13 protein-coding genes and 1 pseudogene are annotated in these 18,347 nt (G+C 71.9%); 6 read left to right on the top strand and 8 right to left on the bottom strand.

The features are described 5' to 3' along the window. Positions 1-3: 3 nt before the first annotated feature. On the top strand, positions 4-2,619 hold the full coding sequence (locus tag ACTWPV_RS35710) for an ATP-binding protein (RefSeq protein ID WP_443155159.1): 2,616 nt from the start codon (positions 4-6) through the stop codon (positions 2,617-2,619). A 16-nt stretch (positions 2,620-2,635) separates the two neighbouring features. Here the strand turns inward: ACTWPV_RS35710 and ACTWPV_RS35715 are convergent, their stop codons facing one another. Further along, positions 2,636-3,748, bottom strand: coding sequence for a hypothetical protein (locus ACTWPV_RS35715; RefSeq protein WP_443155160.1), 1,113 nt, complete (start codon positions 3,746-3,748; stop codon positions 2,636-2,638). A gap of 99 nt (positions 3,749-3,847) precedes the next feature. On the opposite strand from ACTWPV_RS35715, the gene ACTWPV_RS35720 reads away from it, so the two are divergent. Continuing rightward, entirely contained in the window at positions 3,848-4,165 is a 318-nt protein-coding gene (locus ACTWPV_RS35720) for a hypothetical protein (protein WP_347618712.1), read from the top strand. Between the two features lie 71 nt (positions 4,166-4,236). Here ACTWPV_RS35720 and ACTWPV_RS35725 read toward each other — a convergent pair whose 3' ends face one another. Further along, entirely contained in the window at positions 4,237-4,761 is a 525-nt protein-coding gene (locus ACTWPV_RS35725) for an ATP-binding protein (RefSeq protein ID WP_443155161.1), read from the bottom strand. A 212-nt stretch (positions 4,762-4,973) separates the two neighbouring features. Here ACTWPV_RS35725 and ACTWPV_RS35730 point away from each other — a divergent pair, with 212 nt between their 5' ends. From ACTWPV_RS35730 to ACTWPV_RS35745, 4 genes and pseudogenes are all read left to right on the top strand, one after another. Further along, positions 4,974-6,341, top strand: coding sequence for a helix-turn-helix transcriptional regulator (locus ACTWPV_RS35730; protein ID WP_443155162.1), 1,368 nt, complete (start codon positions 4,974-4,976; stop codon positions 6,339-6,341). A 183-nt stretch (positions 6,342-6,524) separates the two neighbouring features. Then, positions 6,525-7,247, top strand: coding sequence for an AAA family ATPase (locus tag ACTWPV_RS35735; RefSeq protein WP_443155163.1), 723 nt, complete (start codon positions 6,525-6,527; stop codon positions 7,245-7,247). 21 nt (positions 7,248-7,268) lie between these two features. Further along, entirely contained in the window at positions 7,269-7,835 is a 567-nt protein-coding gene (locus ACTWPV_RS35740) for an AAA family ATPase (protein ID WP_443155164.1), read from the top strand. After that, positions 7,780-7,971, top strand: a pseudogene (locus tag ACTWPV_RS35745) (hypothetical protein); the annotation flags it as partial. The gene ACTWPV_RS35740 and the pseudogene ACTWPV_RS35745, both read left to right, overlap by 56 nt. Before the next feature lie 47 nt (positions 7,972-8,018). Here the strand turns inward: ACTWPV_RS35745 and ACTWPV_RS35750 are convergent. The 6 genes from ACTWPV_RS35750 to ACTWPV_RS35775 all read right to left on the bottom strand — a co-directional run bounded on the left by ACTWPV_RS35750 (position 8,019) and on the right by ACTWPV_RS35775 (position 18,333). Further along, entirely contained in the window at positions 8,019-9,239 is a 1,221-nt protein-coding gene (locus tag ACTWPV_RS35750) for a TIGR02679 family protein (RefSeq protein WP_443155165.1), read from the bottom strand. After that, positions 9,229-13,305, bottom strand: a complete 4,077-nt coding sequence (locus ACTWPV_RS35755; protein ID WP_443155166.1) for a TIGR02680 family protein — start codon at positions 13,303-13,305, stop codon at positions 9,229-9,231. The genes ACTWPV_RS35750 and ACTWPV_RS35755 overlap by 11 nt, the downstream gene beginning before the upstream one ends. After that, a complete protein-coding gene (locus ACTWPV_RS35760; protein ID WP_443155167.1) occupies positions 13,302-14,654 on the bottom strand; it encodes a TIGR02678 family protein in 1,353 nt (450 codons plus the stop codon). Before ACTWPV_RS35760 ends, ACTWPV_RS35755 begins: the two co-directional genes overlap by 4 nt. Beyond that, the gene (locus ACTWPV_RS35765) at positions 14,651-16,177 is read right to left on the bottom strand and encodes a TIGR02677 family protein (protein WP_443155168.1); all 1,527 of its coding nucleotides are present in this window, start codon (positions 16,175-16,177) and stop codon (positions 14,651-14,653) included. The genes ACTWPV_RS35760 and ACTWPV_RS35765 overlap by 4 nt, the downstream gene beginning before the upstream one ends. Before the next feature lie 85 nt (positions 16,178-16,262). After that, positions 16,263-16,847, bottom strand: coding sequence for a short chain dehydrogenase (locus tag ACTWPV_RS35770; RefSeq protein ID WP_443155169.1), 585 nt, complete (start codon positions 16,845-16,847; stop codon positions 16,263-16,265). A gap of 28 nt (positions 16,848-16,875) precedes the next feature. Beyond that, entirely contained in the window at positions 16,876-18,333 is a 1,458-nt protein-coding gene (locus ACTWPV_RS35775) for a sulfatase family protein (RefSeq protein ID WP_443155170.1), read from the bottom strand. Between the last annotated feature and the right edge of the window lie 14 nt (positions 18,334-18,347).

The following is an 18,347-nucleotide window of genomic DNA, read 5'->3' on the forward strand; positions in this document are numbered from 1 at the left end:
GTTATGTCCTCAGAAGAGCGTGACGGTGCCGACGCGGACGCCGCAGAGGAGTCGCCGGCGGCGTTCGGGACGATGTTGCGGGGCTGGCGTGAGCGGGCGTTGCTGACCCAGGAAGAGCTGGCCGCACGGGCGGGACTCAACGCCCGCACCGTCCGCCGGCTGGAGGCCGGACAGTTGCGACGGCCACGCGGCACATCGGTGCGGTTGCTGGCCGAGGCGCTGGGCCTGGACGAGGCGGAGCGGGCGACGCTGACGCACGCCGCGAGAAGTGCCGGGGAGAACGCGGAGCCGGCGACGCTGCCACACGCCGCGAGAAGTGCCCCGGCGAGTCCGGCGCCCGTGCGGGTGCCGCCGCGGCACCTGCCCGCCGACGTGGTGGCGTTCACCGGGCGGGAGCGGGAACTCGCCGCTCTCGACGGCGTCGGCGATCAGGGCACGGCGGGCACGGTGCTGATCACCGCCATCGACGGCATGGCGGGCGTGGGCAAGACGGCGCTGGCCGTACACGCCGCGCACCAGCTCGCCGCCCGGTTCCCCGACGGCGACCTGTTCCTCGACCTGCACGGATACACGCACGGCATGGTCCCGGTTGACCCGGCCGAGGCGCTGGCCAGGGTTCTCGCGGTGCTGGGCGTGCCCGGTGAGTCCATCCCCCAGCACGCCGACGACCGGGCGGCCCTGTACCGGAGCATGCTGGCGGACCGGAAGATGCTGATCGTGCTGGACAACGCCGCCGACGAGGCGCAGGTACGCCCGCTGCTGCCGGGTTCGGGCGGCTGCCTGGTTCTGATCACCAGCAGGCGGCGGCTGATCGGCCTGGACGATGTGCGTACGGTGTCGGTCGACGTGTTGCCGCCAGCCGAGGCGGTCGCGCTGCTGACCCGTACCGCCGGCCACGAGCGCGTCGCGGGCGAGCCGCCGCAGGCGCTGGCGGAGCTGGCCCGGCGGTGCGGGTGGTTGCCCCTGGCGATCCGGCTGGCCGCGGCCCGGCTCAAGGCGCATCCGACGTGGAGCGTGGGGCATCTGCTGGCACGGCTGGAGGAGCATCACCGCCGGCTGGGCGAGCTGCACGCCGGGGAGCGCAGCGTCACCGCGGCGCTCGATCTCTCCTACCGGGGGCTGGATACCGCCGAGCGGCGCGCGTACCGGCTGCTGGGGTTGCACGCCGGCACCGACATCGCCCCGGACGCGGCGGCCGCGCTGCTGGCCACCTCCGTCGCGGCGGCGACCGGCCTGCTGGACCGGCTGCTTGAGGGAAACCTGCTGCAGGAGCCGGTGCCCGGCCGGTACCGGTTCCATGACCTCATCCGCGCTCATGCCGCCGCCCTGGCCGGTCAGGAACCAGAGGCGGAGCGGCGTGCCTCGGTCACCCGCCTGCTCGACCACTACAGCGGGGCCGCAACGGCGGCCATGGACCGCCTCTACCCCTACGAGGCCGACATGAGGCCGCGCCTTCCGCCGGGCGGCGGTCCTCTGCCCGCGATGGACGACGCCGAAGCATGGCTGGAGGCGGAGCTGCCCAACCTGCTGGCCCTCGCCCAGCACGCGGCCGAACACGGCTACCTGGACCACATCCGGCACCTGTCGGCCACCCTGCACCGGTGCCTGCGCATCCGAGGCCGCAACCCGGAAGCCGAAACCCTCAGCGCACGCGCGCTGGCAGCCGCCCGCGCCGCCGCCGACCACACGGGAGAGATGGAGGCTCTCATCGCGCTCGGCGAGATCCGTCACCGGCAGAGCCGCTACGAAACCGCGATCGAGGACAACGTGCGGGCTCTGGACATCGCTCGCGCCATAGGGCATCACTCCGGAGAACTGCGGGCACTCAACTCCCTGGGGCTGCTCCGCGCCGTCCACGGCGAGCACAGCCGATCGATCGAGAACTTCGCGCAGGCGCTCGCCATCGCCCGCGCGACCGGCCACCGCAGCGGCCAGCTGGACGCGTTGATCGGCGCCGGCCACATCCACCGGATGGTGGGGCAGCACGGCGAAGCAGCCGACTCCCTCGCCGAGGCTCTGGACATCGCCCGGGAGACCGGCCACCGCACCGGCGAGGTGCGCACGCTGCTCGCGCTCGGTCACCTCCATCTCGGCCGCGGCGAGTACGACGCGGCCACCGACCGCTTCACCCGGGCCCTCGACCTGGCCAACGGCACCGAGCACCGGCTCGGCCAGCTCGACGGCTGGATCTCGCTGGGCGACATGCACCGCATCGGCGGGCGATACGAGCAGGCCCATGCCTGCTACGAGCACGCCCTCGACCTCGCACGCGAGCTCGGCAACCGGAACTGGCAGTTCGAGGCCATCCACGGCATGGGCCGGCTGCGGCACGAGCAGGGCCATCACGACCAGGCGCTCGACGACCACCAGGAGGCGCTGCGGCTGGCCACGGACCTGGGCCAGCCGGGCGACCAGAGTCGCGCCCACGACGGCCTCGCCCACGCCCACGCCGCGCTGGACCAGTACGACGACGCCCGCCACCACTGGTCGCAGGCGCTGGCCATCCTGAGCAAGCTCGGCACCGACCACACCGACGAGCCAGGCGTCGACGCCGACAGTATCCGCACCCATCTCGACGCTCTCGGGACGGACGGGTTCGAGCTCCGCCGCGACCCCTGACGTGGGCGTCCGGCGTTCATCGGCGGCGGGGCGTGTAGGGCGGGAACGCGGTCCTGTCGTCGAGGTCGAGGTCCGTGTCGGGCCAGCGGCGCCGGAGCAGGGCGGCCAACCGGCGGGCCCAGCCGGCCAGGTGGGGCAGGCTGCGGTGCTCGTCGGCGGTACGGGCGGCGGCCTCCAAGGTGGCGACGAGCTGGATGCGGCTCCCGTCGCCCGGCGGGCGCGCCTCGACCTTGGCCAGGCGTTCCAGCCGGACCAGCACGTACGAGAAGCAGGCGGCGGCCAGGCCGAACCCGTAGCGCCGGTCGTCCTCCGCCTCGGGCAGGCCGGCGGCCAGGGCCCGGCGGTAGCCGCCGGCGAAGGCGGCGTCCACCGACACCCAGCCGGGACCGGGGACGTGCAGGCAGACGGCGTCGTGCAGCGCGTGCGTGTAGCCGGCGAACTCGAAGTCGATGAGGCGGGCGTCCGGGTCGCCCGTCGCGTGCACGAGGACGTTGTTCGCCTCGGGGTCGCCGTTGCTCAGCGCCAGGAACGGGCCCGGATGCTCCAGCTCCTCCAGCGCGGCGGCGAGCTCCCGCTCCGCCTCGCCCTCGATCGGCACGCCGAGGCGGGCCGCCTGCCTGCGTCCCTCCTCGCGAAACCCGGGGAACCTCTCGGCGGCGCCGGCGGGCCCGAGAGCGCGTCTGCGCACGCCGTAAAGTGCCGACCTGCCCGCTGTGGCGGCGCTGAGCTCACCGCGGATGCGGGCGAAGGCGGCCAACCCTTCCGCATGGGCGGTGGCGCCCTCCGCACGCAGCAGCCCGTCCAGCGCCGTACGCGGAGCCAGGTCCTCCAGCACGACGAGCTCCGCGTCGAGGTCGGCGGCGATCACCCGCGGCGCCAGGCCGGACGCCAGGTCGTCGGAGAGGAACCGCAGCGCGGCCACCTCGGTGCGCAGCCGCTGCGACGTCGCGTGACGGGCGGCGCCCGGGTGCGGGCGCATCCACTTGACGATCACCCGCTCCCCGCCCTCCAGCCGCGCCCGCGCGATGGCGTACGGCTCCAGCCGCCGCCACCCGGCCACGGCCACAGGGCCGCAACGGTGACGCGACAGCAGGGACTCCACCCGGGTGACGATCACATCCACGGTCACCGGCGCCAGCCTACGTGGCCTCGCCCGGCCGCCGGAAGATACCCTTTCTCGGGACAAGCTGTTCGACAACACCGCCACGGAGCCGGGGACCGACTGACGATGAGCGCGGAACAGGATTTCCAGCAGGTCGGCGCCGAGCTGGCCGACCTGGGTGTACGGATTTCCAGGATGATGGGGAACCCCTCGCTCAAAGATCAGGCGGGCAAGGTGTTCGCGAGCCTGCAGCGCGACGGCGCGATGGTGTTCCGGCTGGTCAGGGACACCCCCGAACACACAGCCGCGCTCCAGCTGGCCGGCGCGTCCCTGTTCGACCCTTCGGGGCAGGGCAGGGTGATGAAGGACTGGGTGGTCGTGCCCCACTCCGCGGCCGAGATGTGGACAGACCTGGCCGAGGCCGCCCTCAGCCGCCCCCGCTGACAGTGGACGGTGTAGGACGTGCGGCAGACCGGCCAGGAACGCTCGCGAGCGAAGAAGTCGCGTGAGAGGGCCTACGGTGTGGAGCGGACGTGGATGGTCGCCCACACTCTGTGACCGACCGTGTCGTCGCCCTCAAAGCCGGTTTCGTCGGCGAGGGCGGCGACGATGGCCAGGCCGCGGCCGTGGTCGGCGTCGACTCGGTGGCGGGGAGTGAAGCGGGGGCTGCCGCCCCATCCGCAGTCATAGACGGCGAGGGTGGTGGCCGTGACGGCCTGGATGATCTCCACGATGAAGGTGCCCTGCGTATGGCCGCTGCTGGTGTGGCGGAGGGCGTTGGTGGCGAGTTCGGCGACGATGAGCTCGGCGTCGTCCTGGTGGGACGAGCCGGCCAGGAGATAGCGCGTGAAGTAACGGGCGCCGGGGATCTGGGCGGGAGTGCCGGGGAAGGCGCGTCGCCAGGTCAGGCCGCCGGGGTGCAGTCCGATCGTCGCGTCGACATGCTCGGGACGGACGAGCGCGGCGGGCGGCCCAGCCTCGCGCTGCCTGGGTACGTACGGGCGGGCCGGGGCGTGGGGGCGGCTGCCGGTAGGGGTCACCAAGGTTCCTCTCTCGGGCGGATGGCTGTAGGAGAAGGAAACGGTGGCCGGGCGTGACGCAGCAGATCTTGACGTAGGCGTTGGCCCTGACGTGAGGGCTGTGCATGCCGGTGGTCGTTTGCTGGACGTTTCGGCCGGTGGTGGGGCGTGCTGGGCCGCGATCACGGACAATGAGTGACGTTGCGGCCACTTGACGTCTCGCGGGAGGGGCTGTGGGGGATCGTGGTGGGCGGCCTGAGCTGGCGAGGGCGCGTAAGCGGCTGGGGATGAGCCAGGAGGAGGCGGCTGAGGCGTTGCTGGTCACGCCGACGACGTTGAGCCGGTGGGAGCGCGGCGCGCAGGACATCCGCCCGGTGTATCGGGCGCGTATCGCCCAGGTGTTCGGGGTGAGCGGGGCTGTGGTCGAACGGTGGTTGCACTGTTCGGAGCCGGTGGGCACCGAGGTGTGGCCTTTGCCGGACTTCAGCGACCTGTCCATCGCGGCTACCGTGAAATCCGCTGAAAAGCTCTGGAGGGGCGAGTTGGATCTCGACCGACGCCACCTGCTGGCCACGCTGCCCTTCATCCCTGCTGCCCTCGACGGTTGGTTGTCCGCATGGAGTTACAGTCCTGCCATCGGGCCGGCGGCATCGCGGGGCACGGAACTTTCGGTGGGGCTCTCGGATGTCAGGAGGATCAACGAGAGTTGGCGGATGTTCAGCCAGATCGATCATCTCTACGGCAGCCGGATAGCCCGACCGGCCGTGGTCGACTATCTGAACACCACGGTCGCGCCGCTGTTGAGGGGTTCCTATGACGACAAGGTCGGCGCCGAGTTGTTGGCGGCTGCTGCTGGGGTGATCTCGTTCGTCGGCTGGACGTCATTCGATGCGGGTTGCCACGGGCAGGCGCAGCACTACTACGGGCAGGCGCTCAAGCTGGCCAAGATCGCCAACGATCGGCTGACCGGGGCACGGGTGCTGACGGCGATGACTCGCCAGGCGATCCACCTCGGACAGCGCGGGCATGCCGCCATGCTCGGCCGCGCAACCGTCGCGAGCGCGCGTGAGGGCGGGGCATCGCCACGCGTCATGGCACTGATGCTGGTCAGGGAGGCGTGGAGCGCGGCTGTGCGAGATCGCCCGGCCGTGGCCGGTGACACGCACGCAGCCAAGCGGATCGAAAGGCTGCTCGGCGAGGCGGAGACCGCATACGCACACGGCCAGACCGATCGCGATCCGCACTGGATCATGAAGTACGAAGAGCCGGAGCTGCGTGCGGAGATGGGCGCGACCTGGCACCTCCTCGGGGCGCACGACAAGGCAGCGGAGTGTGCCGAGCATGTGGTGCGGGAGTTCGCAGTCTCCCGTCCCCGGTCGGCGCAACTCAACCAGCTCGCCGCGGCCGGCGCCTATCTGGAGAAGGGCGAGCTGGAGCAGGCGGTCGACCGTGCCCGAGCAGCTGTTCCCGTGGCCGGTCCCCTTCCTCCGGCGCGGCTGGTTGAAAGCATCCGGCAGTTCGACAAGCGGCTGAGGCCGTACGAGAACACCATTCACGTACGGGAGTTCCGCGACTACCTGCACCACCAGCTCGCCGCCTGAGGCGGTTACGCCGAGCCGCCGGGCCCTGGTCGCTCGGCGCCGGTGGATGCAGGAAACAGCTATCCGAACGGGACGGCGCGCAGGGTCGTACGACGACGGCCCGGGACGCCGTCGACGATCACCTTCGCGGTTGTTCCGCAGCAGATAAGCTGTGGGTCGGCGTAGGAAGGGGTGGCGGCCGATATGTTGCTGAGTTTCCGCGCAGCCAACCATCGATCGCTGCGCGAAGAGCAGCAGCTGCTGACGACACCCGCCTACGAAGAGCCTCCTGTGCCTGAAGCGGGTTGGTCGGCGGTGCCCGTCATCGGGATCTTCGGTCCCAACGCCGCCGGGAAGTCCAATGTGCTCGACGCGCTCAGATACATGGCCCATGTGGTCAGGTGGTCGTTCCGGGAGAACGAGCCAGATGGCGGCATCCGGCGATATCCGTTTGCGCTCGACCGCGACGTGGCTTCCAGCTACGTTGTAGATCTGCTCATCGACGATGTCCGCCACACTTATGGATTCGCTGTTGACGATGCCGCCGTCGTCGAAGAGTGGCTGTACAGCTATCCGCGCAAGCGGGAGCGGAAGGTGTTCGAACGCAGCGGTGACGACTTCAGCTACGGGGTCCATACATCTGACTCCGTCAAGAGCTTGGCGGAGCTCGTCGCGCCCAACGTTCTGCTCCTGTCGCTTGGAGCCCGTGCCCGCCAGGAGGCTCTGCAACCCGTCTATCGCTGGTTCGCCGCGCAGCGATACAGGTCGTCTTCCACGATCATGAGCCGCGGCCTGGTGGCGCACAGGCTGGAGCGCCTGAGGACACCAGAGCTGCAACGCCGTATCGCCGATCTCATGAGTGCGGCGGATACCGGCATCAGCGGTTTCGAGATCGTCGAGGAGACAGATGAGGAGTTGGCGGCGTGAGTGGCCGGGCCACGGAATTTCGTGGGGGATGATCTCACGCCGACGCGCCAGGCGAAGCTGATTTTCCGGCATCCATGCGAGGGTAATGAGTTCATTCTTCCCTTTCATGAGGAGTCGGACGGCACACAGCAGTTGTTCACTCTGGCGATTTCAGTGCTACCGGTTCTGGAGAGCGGGGGAATCCTTATTGCAGATGAGCTGGACGCCAGCTTGCACACGTACCTCAGTGCGAAGCTGATTCAGCTGTTCCAGAGCCCGGTCACCAATCCGCGAGGCGCACAGCTCGTCTTCGCCAGTCACGACGCCGCGTTGCTCGGGCGGGTCCAGGGTCAGGATGTGTTGAGACGAGACCAGATCTGGTTCGTCGAGAAGAGCGAAGACGGCAGCACTCAGCTTTTCCCTCTGACTGATTTCAAACCGCGCAAAGAGGACAACAGGGAGCGTCGTTATCTGGCGGGCCGTTATGGGGCTGTGCCGACCGTGGATGACGAACTCTTCGCATCCGCGCTCACCACCCGTGTAGATTCGGCGCGTGTCTCCCCGGCAACCCAGAAAGAACGACGGTCCGCGCCCGCGGCGTTCGATTGAGCGTAAATCGTCACTGGCCCGTGGACGCCGATGCTCCGACGACTTCGATGACGGCGACGAGGTGTGGTGCGTTCTCGACACGGAACTCGACAGCGGCCTCGTCAAGCGGATGCAGGCCGAGGCGGGCAGTCAGGTGCGGCTCGCGCTTTCCACTCCGTGTTTCGACTTCTGGCTCCTGTTGCATCACAAGGCGGCGAGGTCGGACAGGAGGGCGGGGATGAGGCGTTCCTCCATCACCGTCCGGCCCCGGCCCGCCATGAGGGGCGCCAGCTCGGCGTCCCAGGGGCTCGGCGCCGTGGGCCCGAGCAGTGGGGTCGATTCGCTCTCCGCGAGCCCCGCGGCATAGTCGGCCGCCGACATGCGCCATGGCGCCGCCGCGTGGCGGGAGATCGCGCGTTCGACGATCCGCAGGCCGGTCCAGTCGAAGTCGGCCCGCCACCGCAGCTCATGCCCGCCCGGCTCCAGCAGCCGGTGGCACGCCGCCGACGGCACACCTTCTGTGCAGATGAGCGGCGCGCATCGGGCGCCCAGCTCGGTGGCGGCCGCGCGGAGCACGGCCGGGTTCTCGCAGACGAAGATCGTGCCCTCGTCGAGGGAGACGGGAAAGCGGGTGAGCTGGTGCAGGGTCAGCCGGTACGGCAGGCCGTGCCCGGCCGCCTCCGCCAGCCATCCCGCGACCGGTCCCTGGCCGCGTACGGACAGGTTGAGCACGAGGACCTGGCTGGCCAGGTCGTCCACGATCACCCCGGCCGACTCCCACAACGTCCGCTGCCCCACGCGGTCACCAGGGACGGCCGCCAGTTCGGCGCGGAGCGCGAGTGCCCGGAGCACCAGCGAGGCCAGCGGCGAACCGGCCGACAGCGCTTTGGTGTCGCCGGTGGCCCGCTCGGCCAGCACGGGAAGCGGCATGGTCGGGGCGGGCAGCAGGTCGAGCACCTGGCAGGCGGTCGTGAGCAGTGCGCCTTCGCCGCGCCTGATGAGCCTGGTCAGTGTGCCGTCGGTGGCGAGGGTGTCGAGCCAGGCGGCGTGCCAGGGCCGGCCCGCGTGCCTGCCGTCCGAGCAGCCGGCGAGCAGCCGGTCGCGTTCCTCGCCGAGCGCGCGGCGCTCCGCGGCGCGGTCACGCAGAGGGCCGCCCAGCTCGGCCAGTACCTCGCGGAGGCCGCGGGCGTAGCGGTTGGCCAGGAAGGCGTCCAGGTCGGGCAGGGGCACGGTGAGCCGTTTGACGTCCTCGGGCCGGTAGCGGCCGGTCAGCCCGATGATGACCCGGCGCTCGGCCTCTGAGGGGGCGCCGATGCTGATCGAGCCTGACGACGTGCCGTCGCGTTCGAGCTTGCGCCGGGCGGCTGCCAGCAGCCGGGTCCAGCCCTCTTCCCGCAGCGCGTCGAGGTCGTGCTCAGAGCCCAAGCGTGGCCCCCTCCTCTTCCCGCGCCACCTTGCGGGTTCCCGGCGAGCCGAGGGCCGTGGTCAGCTCTCCGGCGTCGTCGGCCAGCAGGCGGGCGCCGTCCCACACGAGCAGCAGCGGGCTGACGGTGTGCTCGGCCGGGGAGTGGGCCAGGTCGTAGTGTGCCGCGGCGGATACGGAGGCGTGCGTGGCCCACAGGTCGTAGCCGGTCATGAACAGGTCGAGGTCGAACTGCGCCGCCAGCGACATCAGCTCGCCGCGCCCCGTGTCGTCCACGCCGGCGAACGCCTCGTCCAGCGCCAGCAGCCGTGGCGCCGTCGGACGGGCCGAGTTGAGCATGGCGTGGGCGGCGGCGAACAACGGCAGGTGCAGGGAGACCGACTGCTCGCCGCCCGACAGGCGGCTGTGCCTGGACCTGGTCAGCCGTTCCTCCGTGCCGTCCGGCCGGACGAGTTGGAACGCGAACTGCCGCCACCTGCGATAGTCGAGCACGTCGGTCAGCAGCTCGCGGTAGGGACGATCACGGTGGCGCGCCCGCGCGTTCTTGATCTGTGCGGCGAAGTGCCCGCGCATCCTCGCCAGGTCGTCGGGGCGCAACCGTGCCGCGTCACCGTCGAGCAGGGCGCACACCGCGCGCTGCTCGTCGTCGAGATGGTCGGCCAGCAGCCAGCCCACCCCGACGGTGGTGCCGGAGGACATGCGGCGCGAGCGCATCTCCGTGTTCATCCTGCGGATCAGGTCGCGGGCGTCGACCGTGCGGTCGTGGATCTGCTGCGCCAGCCTGGCCAGCAGGGTGTCCTCGAGGATGCGCTGCTCGGAGTCGGTGAGCAGCTGCTGCTGGTCGTTCCTGCTGCTGGAGATCTTGGCGGCGAAGGCGCCGACCGGCAGCGGGCCCTCCTCGTCGGTGACCCGGACCACGATCACTCCGTCGGCCCCGTCCCACTCGGGGCGGTAGTCCTGGTCGGCGGCGGTCAGCTGCGCCTGCAGGTCTTCCAGCGCCTTGGTCAGCCGGGTGGTGGACTGCTTGAGCGAGATCTCCGTCGGCGTCAGGTCGCGGGTGACGGCGAGGATCGCCTGGTGCACGTCGCGCACGCCGGGCGGCAGCTCCTCGGCCTGCCAGTCGGCCTCCTGTGCGGGCCAGCCGAGGCCGGGCGGGCATCTGAGCACGTCGAGCAGCTCGCGGCGGGCATAGGGGGCCAGCTCGCGGGCGGTCCGGAACTCTTCGCGCCGCGCCACCGCCAGCGCCTCGCCCGACGTCTCCACGCGGGTGCGCGCACTGGCCTCGGCGGTCAGCGCCTCCCGCTCGGCGGCCCTGGCCGACTGCGTCTCCCGTTCAGCGCCGGTGATGTCGCGCTCGGTGCGCTCGACCTCGGCCAGCACCTGCCGGGCCTCCGCGCCGACCGTCGCCTGCAGCGCTTCCAGCTTGGCGGCCTCCTCGGCATGCCGGCGCCGTGCGGCCTGCTCGGTCTCGGCGGCGTTCGCCTCATCCTCGGCCGCCTCCGTCAGCCGGTCGGCCGCGCTCTCCACGCCGGCGTGCTGGCGGGCCGCCTCGCGCCGCCGCCCCGCCAGCGCCCCGGCCACGCGTTCGAACCGTTGTACGGCTCCCGCCACCTCCTCGACCGTGTCCGGTGCCAGCGCTCGTTCGGCGCCCGTGCGGCGCAACGACCGTTCGGCGGCGCCGAACGCGGCGACGGCCTCGTCGAACCCGCGTTGTGCCCCGTCGGCGGCCTCTCTGGCGCCGCGCAGCCGCCCTGCCGCCTGCTCGCGGGTGCGCAGAGCCGCCACGATGGCCCCGGTCCTGGGGAGGCCGGCTCTCGCCGCGGCCACGGCCTCCAGCCGGGCCTCGGCCGCCTCGTCCTGCCGGTCGAGGCCGGCGATCGAGACGTCGAGCGAGGCCAGCCTGGCGTCGCACTCGGCCAGCCGGGCGGCGCGGCGGCGGGCCCTGGCCGTGGCGCCGATGTACTCGGCGTGCGTCTTGTGGTGCGCGCCGAGCTGGACGCCCTGGAAGAACCGGCCACCAGAGGTGATCACCGGGTGCCGCGGAGCGGTCTCCACAACGGACTCGCCGTCGTCGCGCCGGAGCACGACAGAGCGCAGGATCCCCGCGACCCGGTCGGCGGCGACCGGGCCCTCCTCCTCCGGCTCCAGCACGTCGAGCAGGGTCGGCCCGTCGGCCGGATCGCCTTCGAGCAGGTAGGCGTCGGAATCGCCCACGCGCACCGGCTCGGGCTCCGGCGTCACCCAGGCGTCCAGCAGGCCCGCGGCTTCCAGCGCCGCCTCGATCCCGGCCGCGTCCCGCTCGCCGGCTCCGTCTCTGAAGCGGACCAGCCGCCACAGTGGCGCTCCGGCGCGGTCCTCGCGCGGAGCCGTGCGCGCCGGGTGTTGTGCGGGGGCGTCGTCATGCTCGGCCGCGATGCGCTGCCGCTCCTCCTCGACGCGCCGACGCTCCAGCTCGGTCTGCCGTCGTGCCTCGCGCAGCCGGGCCCGCTCGTCCCGCAGGTCCTGCACCGCCGCGGCGGTCAGCTCGCCGAAGACGGCGTCGAGCGCCGGCGCGTCGGGCTCGCCCACCTGGTCCAGCGCCTCGGCGAGCGCGGTCGCCTGGTCCGCCGCGACGCCGTGGCGTGCGGCCCAGGCCGCCAGCTCCTCGCGGGCCGTGTCTCTGGTGCGCCGCACGTCGTCGGCCGCCTCCGACTGGGACTGCTCGGCCAGGGCGAGCGCCTCCAGCGCGCGTTCCAGCGCGCCGTGAGCCAGCTCGCGGGCCTGCTCGGCCCGGCCGAGCGCGGTCAGCGCGGCCCGGACCGCGCGCACGTCGTCGGCGCGGGCCGCGACGCGCGCGCCGACCCGGTCGGTGAAGCCGTCCTCTTCGCCGTCGCCCGTGCTCCACGCGATGCCCGCCGCGTGCGCCTCGTCAGCCAGCTCGCCCGCAGTCCTGGAGACGGCGGCCTCGAGTTCGGCCAGGCTTCGCCGCGCAGCCTCCAGCTCGCCCGCCGCCCTGCTCCTGGCGGCCGTGCGCCGCCGAAGCTCGGTGAGGGCGCCGGCGGCGTTGTCGGCGCAGGTGCGCACCAGCCGTTCCAGATCGGCGAGCTGCTGCAGCGCCTCGTAGGCGGCGCTCGACTTGAGCTGGTCGAGCCTGGCGCGCAGCCCGGCCAGCGCGTCCTCGGCGGCGCTGGTGCGGGCCTCCGCCTGTGACCGCTCCAGCTCGGCTACCGCAAGCCGCTCCCGCGCCTGCCGGCGGGACTCGGCGGCGGCGCTCACTTCGTCGCTGCGGCGGGTCAGCGCGTCGGCGGCCCAGCGCGCGTGGGTGCGCAGATAGGTGCTGTAACCGGACAGGAAGGACGCCGTGGCCTCGTCGGCGGCCACCAGCCCTTCCAGGGTGCGCTGCACCGACTCCATGTCGTCGAAGGAACGCGCGGCCTCGGCGATCAGCTCGTCGTCGATCGGGCGCAGGCCGTCGGTCAGCGTGTCGGAAAGCCTGGCCGGGTCGAGGTTCTTGGCCAGTTGCGGCCTGCGCAGGGTGAGGATCAGCGTGATGAGCTGCTCGTAGCGCTCCCGGCCCAGCCCGAACAGCCGCCGGTCGATGGCCGCGCGGTAGTCGGAGGCCGTGCTGATCAGCGCCTGCTCGCCCAGCTCCGCCGCCAGCTGCTTGCGGGTCATCGGCCGGTCGTCGGGCGTGAGCAGGGAGAAGTCCTCGCCGACGCGGCCGTCGCAGACGAAATGCCAGCGTACGGGGGTGTCACGGTGTCTCTGGGCGTGCAGCCCGACGCCGGCCGTGATCGACTGGCCCGTGCCCGGGTCGCGGAATTCCATCCAGACGTAGCCGAGCGCGGAGTCCTGCCCGCGGAAGAGCAGGTTGGACTTCATCGTGCGGTCTTCGGAGGCGAACGGGTTGAGCCGCTTGGGATCGATGCGCCCGTCGAGCACGAACGGGAACAACACCTCCAGCGCCTTGGTCTTGCCCGACCCGTTGGGCCCGCGCAGGACCAGCCAGCCCCCGGCGAAGGCGAACTCCTCGTCGCGGTAGTCCCAGAGGTTGATGATGCCTGCCCGGGAGGGGACGAACCTGGTCACTTCACATCCTCGAAGAGAGTGGTCTGCTCGGTGCGGCGCTTCACCTCCGCGGTCACGCCGCGATAGCGGGCCAGGAGCGGCAGCGCCAGAACGCCGCCCTCGACGACGGCCACCAGACGCAGCTTGGCCAGCAAGGCGACGGCCTCGCCGAGCAACCTGTCGGGATCGGTCCGCCAGACGGCGCCGAAAGCGGCTCCGTACCGGCCGACCAGGTCGCGCATGGTGCGTCTCAGCCACGTGTCCGCCAGGAAGGGGTAGGCGGACTCGCGCGGCGGCGCGCCCTCGAACCCGTCGTGCTGAGCCAGCTCGGTCAGCACGTTGGCGCGCGGCAGCGCCGCGTCGATCCGCGCCGCCGCCTCGGCCAGCCGCTCCGCCTCGGTGGGAGCGGGAAGCAGCGGGGGAGGATTGCGCCGGTTGCCAGGGCCGCAGTGGGTGGCGATGCGCGCGGCCAGCAGCAGGGCCGACTGCGCGATCGTGCCGCCACCGGGAAAGCGAACGTCCGACAGGCGCCCGGAGGTGTCGATGATCGCCACACCCTCCGCCCGGCGTTCGACGCTCAGCCCGGTCAGCCGCTCCAGGTCCTCGGCCAGGGAGGGGGAACGGAGCTGGCCGTGCAGGGACTCGTCGACCTGCTCGTAGTAGACGACCGGCTGCTCCAGCACCAGGCGCCGCGCCTTGCGGGCCGCCGCCCTGCGCATCGTGGCCTGCCCCTGCGCCAGACCCTGGCCGGTGTCGAGCAGCGCGGTGATGGAGGCGACATGCTGCAGGACGCGGCTCGGCCGGTAGACGACGCCGACGATCTCCCTGTCGATGTCGTAGAGCGCCTCGGCCCGGTCGGGATCGTTGACCCACGCGGACGCGGAGCCGTCGGCCAGGGCGAGCGCGCCGCGCCGCTCCAGCCAGGCCACCGCGTCCACGAACGCGTCGCGGTCGGGCTTGCGCTCGGTGTCCATGCCGAGCCCGTCGATCCTGGAGGCGTCGGCCGCCACCGCGTCGGCCAACTCGCTCAGCGAGATCTGCGTGCCGGAGCGGCCCAGCGCGGCCAGCGTGAGCATGAGGTAGGCGTAGCGCCTGCGGTTGAAAGGCCGGTCGGTCCTGGTCAGCGCCGGCATGGTGGCGTCGAGCCGGTCGTGGACGCGCAGCAGCCTGACGGTGTCGGCCGTGGTGAGCAGCCTGTAGCCCAGCACCTCCGGCAGGTCGGCGCGCAACTGCGCCGCCCACCGCCGCACCAGGGGGAGCGCGCTCCGGTCAGGGAAGGAGGGCGTGATCAGCGGGTGACGCAGCAGCAGCCGCACGGCCCGCTGGTAGTCGGCGAGTTCGAGCGGCGACACGTCCGCGGCGACCCTCATATGGAGGTCACCTCCAGGCGCAGGCCGTCGAGGTGCAGGCGCCCGCGTACGGTGGCCACCGTGGTCGAGCCGGCGCACGGCAGCAGGGTGAGACGGATGCCGTGCGCCGAGCCACTCGCGGACCCCGCGACCTTGCCCGCCACGGGGACCCGTGCGGACAACGCCAGGTCGAGCAGGCCCAGCAAGGTCTGCGTCTCCGGCTCGTCCAGCACCCGGTCGTAGAGAGCGCCGTCCGCGAGCGCGGCGGCGGCGGATCGGCGCTGCGCCTGTGCCTTGATCTGCTCGGCGCGCAGTTGCTGGCGCTGTGCTTCGTTGCGCTCGATCCGGCCCACCCCGTGCAGCCCTGGCGTGCGGCCCGACTGGACCAGCGTGCGTGCCACCCGCACCGGTTCGGCGTCCCACCACGACAGCCTGCTCGGGACCAGCTCCGGCTCGTCGTACGGCACCGCGACGTGGCGTGGCGACCCGAGATCGAAGGTGACCTGGAACAGCGCGTGCGCGTCGTCGTCGCTCGGGCAGGAGACGAACCACTGGGCCAGATGGCGTAGCTGGCTCTCCCTGCTCACGCCGCCGCGCCTGGCCTCGGTCACCCGGCGCAGCAGCGACAGGACTCCGGCGATGGCGGTGACGGTCGCGCCCTGCAGCCGCTCCGCCTCGCTCTCGGAGCCGTCGGCGAACCAGTGGGTCAGACCGGACCAGCGCTGCCGCCAGTCCTCCTCACGCTCGACCGGGGTGCGGAACAACCGCTCGTCCGCCTCGGACGCGAAGGCGATCAGCCGGTCGGCCCCGGTCTCGGCCACCTCCTCCACGGCGGCGGCCAGCAGCGGCTGGTAGCGGGCCAGTTCGGCGGTGAACTCGCGCATGTGGGTGAGCAGGGTGTCCTTGTGCGCCAGGAACACCTCGGGGCTCGTGTCGTTGGTGCGGGCCAGATCGCCGAGCATGAGATAGAAGCGGGCCGCCCGCATCGCCATGTCGGACAGCACCCCGTCGAGACGGCTCAGCTTGCGGTAGATCTCCTCGCCGTCGCCCTCCCTGTTAGCCGTGGCCAGCGCCTTCAGGTCCGTGAGGATGTCGGGGAAGACCAGCCTGGACAACTGCGCGTCCTCCAGGCCGGCGCCCAGGACGTCTTCCACCGCGCGGTAGGCCCGGTATCCCGCCTGGGTGAACTGGTAGACGTAGTGGCGGTTGCGGTATTCGGCCAGGTTGGCGGCGCGGGTGCCGTCATAGCTGCGGTCGAGCAGCCGCCAGTCGGCCAGCGAGTCGAGCAGCGGCTGCACGTCCTCGACCGCCGGGCAGGACGGATGTTCCTCGCGCAGCGACTGAAGCAGCTCGCGCGCCTGCGCGGCGTGCAGCAGCACCTGGTAGTTGGCGCGCCCGCGGTCGAGGGCGCGCAGCAGCCAGAGGTATTCGTGACGCTTCTCGGCGGCGGCGAAATGGAACAGCCGCATCCGGTCATCGAGGGTGAAAGCGTCGATCCCGAATGCGCCGGACGGCGCCTCGGGCTCCACTGTGGTCTCGTCCATCGCGTCCAGCATGCCGCACGCGACGGACGGTTCTCGCCATTATGCGATGAGAAGCGCTTCGTACGGCCGGGCCGGATGCCGCCCGTCACGGGACGATCGTCTGGCCCTGCGCGGTGCCCTCCACGGCCGAGACGTAGGCGCGGGCCACCTCGGCGACCGGCGTCCCGCCCGCGCCGTCGAGGCCCATGCCTTCCAGGGTCTCCTTGATCCAGCCGGGGGCGATCACATTGATCCGCAGCCCGCGGGGCAGCTCGCTCGCCGCGTTCCGTACGAATCCCTCAAGCCCGGCGTTGACGAGCGCGCCCAGCGACCCGTCGGCGAGCGGGGCGGCGAACGTGCCTCCGGTGAGGGTGATGGACCCGCCGTCGGGCAGGCGACGCAGCGCCCGTCTGGCGAGTGCGACCTGTCCCAGCAGCTTTCCCGCTGTTCCCGCGGCGAACTCCTCGTCCGTCACCGTCCCCAGCCGCACCAGCGGCCCGCTGGCCGCGCAGCACACCACCGCGTCGGCGTCGGGCACCGTCTCGAAGAGCGCGTCCAGCGACTTCCCGTCTTCGAGGTCCACCCGGACCGGCCCTCGCCGCGAGGCCGCGACGACCTCGTGGCGAGGGCTCAGGGCGGCCTCGACGGCTCGCCCCACGGTTCCCGACGCTCCGATCACGATCACTTTCATGTGATCCATGATGGCTCGTGAACGTCTGTCACGCGTTGATGACCTCCTTCCTGTACTGCGCGTGCAGCGGGTCGCCGGTGGAGCCCATCCACGCGTCCATGGCGGCACGCCGGCGTGCCAGCTCCTCGGGCGCGCCCCCGCCGGCGAGGTTGTTCAGCGCGTGGGGGTCGTTCGCGAGGTCGTACAGCTCCTCCCGGACGCGGAGCAGGTAGAACTGGGCACGCGCGGCGACCGCGGGGTCCGTCGAGTCGCGCATCGCGGGCCAGGTGAGGCCCTGCATGTTCTCCGCCCGGTAGTTCAGGCTGCCGTCGGACCAGGCGTTCCAGATGTAGCTCCAGCGCTCGTCGTGGACGCCGCGCATGTCGTAGCGCTGGTCCGAGCTGGACTCGTGGAAGACGGTGTTGATCTGGTCGCGGCCTGACTGGCTGCCGCCCTTCAGCAGCGAGGTGAGGTCGCGACCGTCCAGCCCTTCGGGGACGGTGGCGCCCGCGGCCAGGCACAGGGTGGGGAAGAGGTCCATCGTGGACACGAAGTGCTCGTCGTCGGTGCGCCCCGCGCCGGCCACGCCGGGCCACCGGACGATCAGCGGGGTGCGCGTGCACTGCTCGTACACGTTCGCCTTGCCGAACGGCACCGCCATGCCGTTGTCCGACATGAAGATCACGATCGTGTCGCCGGCCAGCCCGGACGCGTCGAGCGCGGCCAGGACCGCGGCCAGCGTGTCGTCGGCGCGCCGGGCGCTGCTCATGTACTGCGAGACCTCCTGGCGGATCTCCGGCAGGTCGGGCAGGTACCCGGGCACCTCGGCGTCGTCGGGGCCGTACACCTTGGACGGCTTGGCGATCTCGTCCAGGACGTCCCCGAATCTCTGCTGCTCGGCGAGGCTGCCGCTGAAGGGCCGGTGCGGGTCCTCGGAGTTGGCCATCAGGAAGAACGGGCGATTCTCGGACTTCGCCCGGTCGAACAGCTCCGTCGCGTGCCGCGCGTAGTCGGCGGGGTTGCGCCCCATGCCCAGCTGCTCGTCCGGAATCACGCTCAGATCCCAGGCGAACCGATCATCCGGGCCGAGGTGGGCGACCTTGCCCAGGATGCCCGTCAGGTAGTTCAGCGGTTGGAGCAGCTCGTTCAGGATCGGCACGCCGTCGGCGATGTCCTCGAAGCCCTCGGCGCCGTTGCGGTGGGGGAAACGGCCGGTCATGAGCGCCGACCGGCTCGGCTGGCAGAGGGCGATCGGCACGTGCGCGCGGTGGAAGGCGACGCCCTCGCCGGCCAGCCGGTCGATGTTGGGCGTGAGGTCGGCCCGGCCGCCGAAGCAGCCGGGGGAGCCGCCGTGCATGTCGTCGACGGTGAAGAGCAGGATGTTCGGTGGCGCAGCCTTGCGGGGCCGCGGGGTGTCGCTCCAGGCGGCCCGCGCGCCGAGGCCCGCGGCGACGGCTCCCGCGCCCGCCCCGGCCAGCAACGTACGCCGTGAAAGGGGTGTGTTCATACGTGTGATCTACC

The sequence above is a fragment of the Nonomuraea sp. KM88 genome (assembly GCF_052245635.1).
Taxonomy (GTDB): Bacteria; Actinomycetota; Actinomycetes; order Streptosporangiales; family Streptosporangiaceae; genus Nonomuraea.